At 55.3% G+C, this 9,630-nt stretch carries 5 protein-coding genes; 3 read left to right on the top strand and 2 right to left on the bottom strand.

The genetic code is table 11. The annotated features are described in order from the left end of the window. Positions 1–247 precede the first annotated feature (247 nt). Positions 248–1,171 carry a histone deacetylase family protein gene (locus O9K64_RS16035; RefSeq protein WP_275099102.1) on the top strand — a complete coding sequence of 308 codons (924 nt, stop codon included), beginning with the start codon at positions 248–250 and terminating at the stop codon, positions 1,169–1,171. A 65-nt stretch (positions 1,172–1,236) separates the two neighbouring features. Next, a complete protein-coding gene (locus O9K64_RS16030) occupies positions 1,237–2,004 on the top strand; it encodes a fumarylacetoacetate hydrolase family protein (RefSeq protein WP_275099101.1) in 768 nt (255 codons plus the stop codon). A gap of 182 nt (positions 2,005–2,186) precedes the next feature. Here O9K64_RS16030 and fdhF read toward each other — a convergent pair whose 3' ends face one another. Continuing rightward, positions 2,187–6,395: a formate dehydrogenase subunit alpha gene (gene fdhF, locus O9K64_RS16025; RefSeq protein WP_275099100.1), complete on the bottom strand. Its 4,209-nt coding sequence runs from the start codon at positions 6,393–6,395 to the stop codon at positions 2,187–2,189. Between the two features lie 725 nt (positions 6,396–7,120). On the opposite strand from fdhF, the gene nhaD reads away from it, so the two are divergent. Beyond that, complete coding sequence (nhaD, locus tag O9K64_RS16020) at positions 7,121–8,575, top strand: sodium:proton antiporter NhaD (protein WP_275099099.1); 1,455 nt, start codon at positions 7,121–7,123, stop codon at positions 8,573–8,575. A 267-nt stretch (positions 8,576–8,842) separates the two neighbouring features. On the opposite strand, the gene O9K64_RS16015 is transcribed toward nhaD, so the two are convergent. Beyond that, positions 8,843–9,535 carry a GntR family transcriptional regulator gene (locus tag O9K64_RS16015; RefSeq protein WP_275099098.1) on the bottom strand — a complete coding sequence of 231 codons (693 nt, stop codon included), beginning with the start codon at positions 9,533–9,535 and terminating at the stop codon, positions 8,843–8,845. Positions 9,536–9,630 lie beyond the last annotated feature (95 nt).

The raw sequence follows: 9,630 nt of genomic DNA, 5'->3' as shown, positions 1-9,630 counted from the left end.
GGAGCGTGAAAATGGGCCCGAACAGGGCGACGGAATCGATAATCTGGTGTGATTCCTGTCTTTCCCACGGATGGCGGGCGGTCGGACAAGGTATTGGGCGGGCACAGCGGCGCAGAGGGCCGCAATGGGTATATTGGTATACTAAATACAATATACCAGTGATATACTTACTTTAATATAAGCCAAATCAAGTCCGGCAGGTCCACCCGACATATAAGACGCTGTTGCGCCAATCCAGGAGGAGAAGATGCAGACCGCACTGATTTCACACCCTGTTTGCCAGAAACACGCCGGGAACAGCGGGCATCCGGAATGCCCGGAGCGCCTGCGGGTCTTTGAGCAGCAGCTAAGGTCGTCCGCTGTGGTTGCAGATCTCAAGGCACACCTTGCCCCGATAGCGGATCGGCATCAACTCGAGCGTGTGCATGATGTGGATTATATACGTACGGTTGAAGAGGCCTCGCCGAAGCAGGGTCTGATCTCCCTGGATCCCGATACCTTGATGAACCCCTATTCGCTGGAGTCCACCAAGCGTGGTGCCGGTGCTGCCTGTCTCGGCGCGGAGCTTGTTTTTCGGGAAGAGGCGCGGCACGCCTTTTGCGCAGTTCGCCCCTGTGGACACCATGCGACCCGTAACCGCGCCATGGGATTCTGTATCTTTAATGGTGTCGCCGTTGGCGCGGCCCATGCTCTCGATGACTTGGGTCTTGCGCGGGTGGCGATTCTGGATTTTGATGTCCATCATGGGAATGGTACCGAGGATATTTTTGCGGATGATCCCCGTGTGCTTTTCTGTTCGAGCTTTCAACACCCCTTCTATCCTTACACCGATCCGGTCTCTCACCGTGACCACATCATTAAGACACCCCTTGCCGCCGGTAGCGGGGGAGACATCTTCCGCAAGTCGGTAACCGATACCTGGTTACCCGCCTTGGAGGCGTTTGCTCCGCAGATGATCTTCATATCGGCCGGTTTTGACGCGCATCGTGATGACCAGCTGGGTCAACTGCAATTCGTGGAAGATGACTATGTCTGGTTCACAGAAAAGATAATCGAAGTGGCTGACCGCCACTGCCCGGGGCGTATCGTCTCAATCCTGGAGGGTGGCTACGACCTGCAGGCCAATGCGCATAGCGCAATCGCTCATTTACAAGCCTTGGCAGATAACTAACCCCCTGAAGGCCATGGCTTGGGGTGCCATGAGTAATTTCCTAAAACCAGTCTGGAGTTGATCCTATGAGTAAGTGGGTACGTTTTAAGCATCGTGATGTCACGGCATTTGGTAAGTTGGTAGGCGATCAGATCCTGGTCCACGAGGGGAATATGTTTGAGCAACCATCCGCCACGGGTGAGCAGATTGCGCTGGGCGATGTGGAGCTTCTCACCCCGGTGGAACCCACAAAGATGGTCGCCATGGTAAATAATTTCCACGCCTTGCTGGATAAGTTGCAGATGCCTGTACCCAAAGAGCCCCTCTACTTTTTCAAGGCCAATAGCTCCTTCCTGGCAGATGGCAAGACCATTAAACGTCCGCTTGGCTATGATGGGAAGATCATCTTTGAAGGTGAGCTGGGGCTGGTTATTGGCAAGACCTGTCGCAATGTCTCTGTTAGCGATGCCGAGGATTATCTGTTCGGCTGTACCTGTGTCAACGATGTTACCTCCTTCGAGATTCTCAACCGCGATCCACAGTTCGCCCAATGGACTCGCTGTAAGGCCGCTGATACTTTTGGTGTCATGGGACCGGTTGTGGCTACCGGGTTGGATGCGGGCCAGTTAACGATCAGAGCCGTGCTTAATGATCAGGAGCGACAAAACTATCCCATTACAGACATGATTTTCACGCCGGCCGAGCTGATCAGCGCCATATCCCATGATATGACTCTGCTGCCAGGTGATGTAATTGCTTGTGGAACATCGGTCGGGGTTGGAACAATGCGACCGGGTGACCGGATCACGATTGAAATCGAGGGTGTGTGCAGTTTGTCTAATCCATTCGAGTAAACGGCTCAAGTCGAATTCCACAGTTACCCGCTCAGTGGTTGTTCGCCAACTTCTTGGTACTATCTCCCGACTGGAATCATCCAGTCGGGAGAGTGCCGGAGGAATCTTTCTGCAGCGGTATTCTCGGTTGATGGTCCTGAGAATACCGCCACAGACGGCATGCTGGAGTGTTGGAGGTTTTTTTAAACGGCGATCTTTTCGATGCGCGCGGCCGAATGTTTATATGCCGGTGTTTTCGATTCCGGGTCAAATTTCGAGCTGGTTAACCGGTTGGCCGCAGCCTCTGCAAAATGGAAGGGCAAGAACACAACGCCTTGCTGGGGCAGATCGCTAATTTCCACCTTTACTTCAATCGAGCCGCGCCTGGTTATCAGCCGAATCAACTCACCGTTTTCTGTACCGTAACGTCGTGCGTCTTCAGCGGTCATCTGCAGACCCGCTTCAGGTACTGCCTGATCGAGTTTGCTGGCGCGCCGGGACATGGTGCCGGTGTGGTAATGCTCCAGCAGGCGGCCCGTCGAGAGTAGTAGCGGGAATTCATCTTCCGGCTTTTCGCCATTATGCTCAGTATATTCCAGGGCCGTGAAGCGTCCCTTGCCGAGGGGGAATGTTTCACTATAGAGGATGCGGGTGCCGGGGTGTTCGGTATCCGGGCAGGGCCACATGATGCCGCCATCTTCGAGGCGGTCATAGCGGATGCCTGCATAGGCCGGTACCAGGCTGGCGATCTCTTCCATGATCTGCGCCGCGCTAGCATAGTGCATTGGGTAGCCCATGGCCGTTGATATGTCGCAGATAATCTCCCAGTCGCCGCGTGCCTCGCGGATCGGGTCGATTGCCGGACGCACCAGCTGGACACGCCGTTCGGTATTGGTGAAGGTGCCCAGCTTCTCTGCAAAGGTGGTTGCCGGTAGTACCACGTCTGCCAGCGCGGCGGTCTCCGTGAGGAAGATGTCCTGAACGACGAGGAATTCCAGGCTCTCCAGGCCGTGTCTGACGTGGTTGATGTCGGGGCTGCTCATCATCGGGTTTTCACCCTGGATGTACATGGCCTTGATGCTGTCTCCGGCGGCCGCCTCCATCTCTACGACGGTAAGACCGTCCTCGCGTGGCAGCTCGCACCCCCAGGCCTGTTGAAACTTCTCGATCACTCCCGGGTCTTTGATCAATTGATGGCCCGGCAGCTTGTCGGGCTGGCCCATGTCACTGGCGCCTTGCACGTTGTTCTGACCGCGCAACGGCATTACACCGGTGCCTATGCGGCCGATGTGCCCGGTCATCAATGCCAGGTTTACCAAGCCGCAGGCGGCCTCTACCCCGGTCAGATGCTGGGTGATGCCCATGCCCCAGAGAATGATGCCGCGCCTTGCCTGAGCATAGGCGTGGGCCGCGCCGATGATGTTTTGGGCGGGTACGCCCGATAGCCGCTCTACATATTCGGGCGTGTATTTTTTAACGGCGGCCTTCATCGCTTCGAAACCTTCGGTTCGTTCAGCGATAAACACTTCGTCCACCATGCCTTCGGCAATGATTACGTTGGCCATGCCGTTGAGGACGGCGACATTGGTTCCGATGCTGTTGCGCAGCCAGATGTCAGCGTGGCCAGCCATCTCGATGCGGCGCGGATCGATGGTAATGATCTTGGCACCGTCCTGGTATTTGGCCTGTAACGCCAGGCTGGAGATAACGGGGTGAGTCTGGGTGGTATTGGAACCGATGACGATGATGCAGTCCGCTGCACGGACATCCAGGTTGGAGGCCGACATGGAACCGCCACCGAGTGCCTTTCCCAGGGCCTCACCGGAAGCGACATGACAGAGCCGGGCGCAGTGATCCAGGTTGTTTGTTCCCAGGGCGGTACGGACAAATTTCTGGAAGATATAGTTGTCTTCGTTGGTCACCTTGGAGGAGTTGAGGCCTCCCAGGGCATTGGGGCCGTATCTGTTCTTCACTTCACCAAGATGCCTGGCTACCACAGTGATCGCCTCTTCCCAGGTCGCCTCCTCCAGGGGTGCGTCTTTTCCGCCGCGCCGGATCAGAGGTGTGGTGAGGCGATCTGGGCTGTTGATAAAATCAAATCCAAAGCGTCCCTTTACGCACATGCTGCCTCGGTTGGCATCCGAGTTGAAGGCATTTTCCACTTTTACAATTTGCTGGCCTTCGGACTCAAGATTCAGAGCGCAGCCAACACCACAGTAGACGCAGGTGGTGTTAGTGGTTTTTCTCTGATCCGGACGCAGCGTACCCTTATCGCTAAGGTCCTTGAGGGCGCCGGTGGGGCAGGCGGAGACGCACTGCCCACAGTGGTTGCACTCCGTATCGGCATAGTCGGTGGTGCCACTGACCAAGGCGGGGAAGCCATCATCGCCTTTGGTGTAGACCTTGCGGAACTGCACCTGGTCACACACGCGAATGCAGTTGTGGCATTGGATGCACTTCTCACGATTCATTTCAAAAAAGGGAAAGGCGGTGAGGGGTGCGAATTTTTTAAGTCCGCGGAAGCTGGTCGTTCCTGCCCCATAACGGATGGAGTGTCTTTGCAGGTCGCAGCGACCTGCCTCTTGACAGACGCACTCGAGACAGCGTTTTGCCTCGGCAATGGCCTGTTCTTTGGTGAACCCGCGATCGACTTCCTCAAAGGCGCCATCGGCCTTGTCGGCCCCAAGGCTACCAGGGCGGACTTCGATGCCGAAGCTCTTGGTCCGCCGTCTCCCATCCAGTACAGCCTGGTTAATGCGGTCGTACTCGGCCTGCTTTGGCCTGGCACCGATATCGAAGAGTGTCGGGTGTTTATCGACGGCGGCTTTGGCCATGGCGCGCTGGTCGCCGTCGGCGAGGAATGCGTTCATGGCGCGAACGGCTTTTTTGGCGCCACCAATAGCCTCAACGACTGTTGCAGCACCGGTGACACAGTCACCGCCGGAAAATACACCGTCAATGTTAGTCAGCATGGTGGACTCATTCACCTGGATACTGTTCCAAGGGGTGCGTTGTAGATCCTCAATCGCCTTGTCAAGATCAACATCCTGGCCGATAGCCAGCATCAGGTTGTCGATCTCGATATCAAACTCGGAACCCTTTACAGGCTGCGGGCGTCGGCGGCCGGATTCATCTGGCTCGCCCATCGCCATGCGCCGACAGGTCAGTGAAACGAGGTTGCCGTCGGCATTATGGTTGATGGCAACCGGGGCGGTCTGTAACTCAAGTTTTACACCCTCCACCTCACACTCATGTATCTCATGCGGGCTGGCTGGCATCTCCTCGCGGGAGCGGCGGTAGATGAGCGAAACCTGTTTCGCCCCCAGGCGGCGCGCAGTCCGTGCACAATCGGCCGCGGTAAAGCCGCCGCCGATGACGGCCACATGTTGGCCAATCGTGGTGCGCTGGCCACGGTTGACCTCGGCAAGGAAGCCCACGGCGGAAAAAACGCCGTGGCTCTCTTCACCCTTGAGTCCAGATGTTTTGCCCAGGGAGGCGCCAATACCGAGAAAGACGGCATCATATCCGGCGGCCTTCAAGTCGCTGATCTGGTAGTCTCGACCCAGTGCGGTATTGGTCTTGAGCGCAATACCGGTATCCAGAATCTCCTGGATCTCTTTATCCACCAGATCCTTGGGCAGGCGGTAAGCGGGGATGCCGTATTGCAAGTAGCCGCCGGCCTTTTCCTGTGCCTCATAGATAGTGACCCTGTGTCCCTCAAGGCGCAGGTAGAAGGCCGCAGCCAGGCCGGCAGGTCCGCCACCGACTACAGCAACCCGCTTACCCGTGTCCGGCTTGGGGTCGGGGTGGGTCTTGAGTCCCAGTGCCATGGCCTGGTCGGCGGCAAAACGCTTCAAGGTACAGATGGAGATTGGTTTGTCCACCTGGCCGCGCCGGCAGACCGCCTCACACGGGGCAGGGCAAACGCGTCCCAGCACGCCCGGCAGCGGGATATTCTCCTTAATCAGGGAAGTGGCCGCACCGAAGTTGCCTTCGCCGATCAGCTTCACATAGCCGGCTACTTTGGTACCGGCCGGGCAACCATATTGGCACGGGGGTTGGCAGTAGGCGTTGTGATTCTCCAGGTAGCTGTTGAGGCGTGCGCGGCGTATGTCAGACAGCCGTTCACTTTCGGTTGTGATCGCCATCCCTGCCTGAACCAGCATAGAGCAGGACTTAACGGGTTTGTCTGTTCCGTCGATCTCAACGACACAAAGACCGCAGTCACCGACTGCCTTGGTTCGGGGATCCTGGCAGAGGTTGGGGATATCGATATTATGGCGTTTTGCTGCTTTGAGGATAGACTCGCCTGGCCGCGAATCTATGGTCTGTCCGTTGATCGTGAGCAGAACAGGAGCAAACCCGAGGTTGTGGATAGAGCGTTCAACTGTCGATCCGATCGAATCAAGCATAGCTACTGACCTTTCAAGTTTATCGGTGGCGTCCCGGTGTTCAAGAACCGATACGGGGAGGCTCCACCTTAGGCGCCAATGGGTGATGTTGATGGCTCATTTCCGGGTTGAATGAGCCGTTAATCAAGCAAGTATCCCGGCTGAATACCTCCGGTGACAGAAGTAAACGCATTCGATTATTAATTAAAATTAACTGGATATTTCTTAGTAAAGTATAATGGTATTATGTATACAGTATTATGTATACTCACATAATGGCGGCCTCGCCCGATCTGCACAATTCAGATATCTGATGGAAATCATAACTTGGCCTTATAGATGCTGAGGGTGTCTGTTTTCATTCTTTATCTCTATCTGGGGTGGTTGTTCCGTTCATCCAGAGGTCGGGTGGCGATCTGGAGGGAAGGGGCTCTGTTCGCGGGATCTTCAACACTCCAGGGCTGTGCGAATTCCCGGATGTCCGGCATAAGCGAGGTGTCGCCTGGATGAAACGCCAAGTTCCGAGCGCCTTGTTTAGGGTAAGCGCTTGGCACCATCTCCAGTATTTGGTATACAGTATACCTGAATTGCGCGCGGGATGTGCCTGGGTCATGCAGCTGGCATTGATCGGGAATCGAGTGGCGGAATCGCCGTTTTAGCCGCAGTAGTGGCTTCAGGGGCGGCCCATTAGTTTATGCGAAAAAATCAATTTTTAAGGCCACGATGCATGGCTGGGGAGTCTCTTTATGAATAAATTGGCAAGGATGAACTCCAAGTCTGCGAGTATTTTCCTGGCGTTGCTCTGTTTTGCGCTTCCAGGGGTGGCCTCCGCGGCGGCCGGAGGGTCGGATTTGTCCGGTCACTGGGTTGGGGTGGTTTCACTGGTGATTTTCGTGCTTGCCTATGCCCTGGTGATAGCAGAAGAGCAGTTGCATATGCGCAAATCCAAGCCAGTGATTGTGGCTGCCGGTATCATCTGGATTTTGGTGGCTATCGCCTACTCTCAGATGGGCAAGAGTGATGTCGTGGCCGACCTGTTCCGCCACAACCTGCTGGAGTTTGCCGAACTGTTCTTGTTCTTGTTGGCGGCAATGACCTACATCAACGCAATGGGTGAACGCGGTGTGTTCAATATGCTGCGTAGCACCCTGGTATCTCGTGGATTTTCCTTGCGGTCGGTGTTCTGGATTACCGGGGGGCTGGCATTTGCGATTTCTCCGGTGGCCGATAACCTCACAACAGCGCTGCTGATGTCGACGGTGGTGATGGCTGTAGGTGGTTCCAATCATAAGTTTGTTGCGGTCTCTTGCATCAATATTGTGGTGGCGGCCAACGCCGGTGGTGCATTCAGCCCCTTTGGAGACATCACTACACTGATGGTGTGGCAGAAAGGGATTATTCAATTTAGTGGTTTCTTTGCACTGTTGATTCCCTCACTCGTGAACTGGTTGGTGCCGGCGGTGATCATGAGCTTCACGTTACCGAAAGAGCAGCCCGAGGCGCTAAAGGACGAGACCGTGTTGTTGCATGGGGCCTGGGTGATTGTGGGTATGTTTATCCTTACCATCAGCATGACGGTAATCGGGCATAACACTTTGCACTTGCCTCCGGTGGCCGGAATGATGACTGGTCTGGGTCTTTTGAAGTTCTATGGTTATTACCTCAAGCGCCGTGAACAGCGTGCCTATTCGACGACTGGTGGTGGTGAAATGAGTGGCACGGCACTGGAAGTCGAAAAGCGGAATAACGCTCATTTTGATATTTTCAAAACCCTGGAGCGGGCTGAGTGGGACACCCTTATGTTCTTCTATGGCATCATTCTCTGTGTCGGTGGTTTGGGAGCCCTGGGTTACCTCGGGCTGGCCTCGTCCTTGATGTATGGCGCTTTGGGGGCAACCTCAGCCAATGTGCTGGTAGGCTTGCTGTCGGCCATTGTTGATAACATTCCGGTGATGTTTGCGGTGCTGACCATGCTGCCGGATATGGATCAGGGGCAATGGTTGCTGGTGACATTGACCGCAGGTGTGGGGGGATCTCTGCTCTCCATCGGGTCTGCGGCTGGTGTTGCGGTAATGGGGCAGGCGCGAGGCATCTATACTTTTTTTGCGCACCTGAAATGGAGTTGGGCCATTATGCTGGGATATGCCGCCAGTATCTGGACCCACTTTCTGGTTAACGCCGCGAGCTTTTCTGGCGCGTAAACCGATCTGCTGTGCCTTATAGTGGCATAGTCATTTTGGCCGTGGCTTAATGAGCACTCCGATATGGCTGTTCGACCTGCTGATGTGGCAGACCGTTATTATGGGTGTGCCAAGGTTATTGGCAATGCCGAGCGGGCGCCGCCTGAACCGCTTTATCTGCAAGAAAAAACCCAGCTGGAATCAGCTGGGTTTGCCGGTGCAGGTAGCAGGCGGTGATTGTGTACCGCCTTCGTCAGGGGCTTCTTATTTCATGCTTGGTGAGAATGGCTATTTTAGGTAGTCGACGAATTGCTCCACGTGCTTACCCAGATTCAGGGTATGTTCTCGAACAAGGCGTTCGGCCAGTTCGGTATCCCGGTCTTCAATGGCCTCAATAATGCGCAGGTGGTCGATTACCGATTTGTCAGCGCGGTCTCGTTCGCGAATGGTTTTGGACCGGATCGCGCGCATATGCACCAGCAGGCTGGCGGCAGTTTTGCTCAAAAGCTCGCAATTGGCCAGGTCAATGATCGATTGATGGAACTGCAGGTTGGTGTCCGAGTACTCATCGATGTGTGCCCGGGCATCCTCGGCACCATCAAATGTGACAAACATTTTGCGCAGTTTCGCAATGGCCTTGTCGGTGGCCTTTTCCGTGGCAATCCGGGCCGCCATGCTCTCAAGGGCTGCCCAGACATAGATGATATCCAGTATCTCTTGCTTGGTCTTGCGCACCACCGATGCACCGCGCCGGGGAATGGTCTCGACCAAGCCGTCGTGCTCAAGCCGTGCTATGGCCTCCCGGACCGGTGTCCTGCTGACCCCCAATTCTTCTGCCAGACGCCGCTCGTCAAGCTTGGGTGGCTCCCCTTCGTTATAGATATCCATGGAAGTTATGGCATCTTTTAACGCCTTGTAGACATTGTCCTTGAGAACGTTGTTGTTGCGGATTGGCTGCAACGTGAGCCTGGATGTTGACATATGAGTGGGGCTCCCGGACCTTCGAAATGATGGCTAATTAAGTATTAGTATACAATAATGCTGTAAGTCTTGGTATACAATAATCCAGCGTCGTT

This window comes from Sedimenticola hydrogenitrophicus, assembly GCF_029017505.1.
Lineage (GTDB): Bacteria > Pseudomonadota > Gammaproteobacteria > Chromatiales > Chromatiaceae > Sedimenticola > Sedimenticola hydrogenitrophicus_A.
Note: the sequence above shows the minus strand (reverse complement) of the source record. Positions and strands in the feature narration are given on the sequence as shown.

What these genes read in the sequence shown, in the direction of transcription:
- fdhF (WP_275099100.1), bottom strand. Translation starts at nt 6,395, where the DNA reads ATGCTTGATTCGATCGGATCGACAGTTGAACGCTCTATCCACAACCTC.
- nhaD (WP_275099099.1), top strand. Translation starts at nt 7,121, where the DNA reads ATGAATAAATTGGCAAGGATGAACTCCAAGTCTGCGAGTATTTTCCTG.
- O9K64_RS16015 (WP_275099098.1), bottom strand. Translation starts at nt 9,535, where the DNA reads ATGTCAACATCCAGGCTCACGTTGCAGCCAATCCGCAACAACAACGTT.
- O9K64_RS16035 (WP_275099102.1), top strand. Translation starts at nt 248, where the DNA reads ATGCAGACCGCACTGATTTCACACCCTGTTTGCCAGAAACACGCCGGG.
- O9K64_RS16030 (WP_275099101.1), top strand. Translation starts at nt 1,237, where the DNA reads ATGAGTAAGTGGGTACGTTTTAAGCATCGTGATGTCACGGCATTTGGT.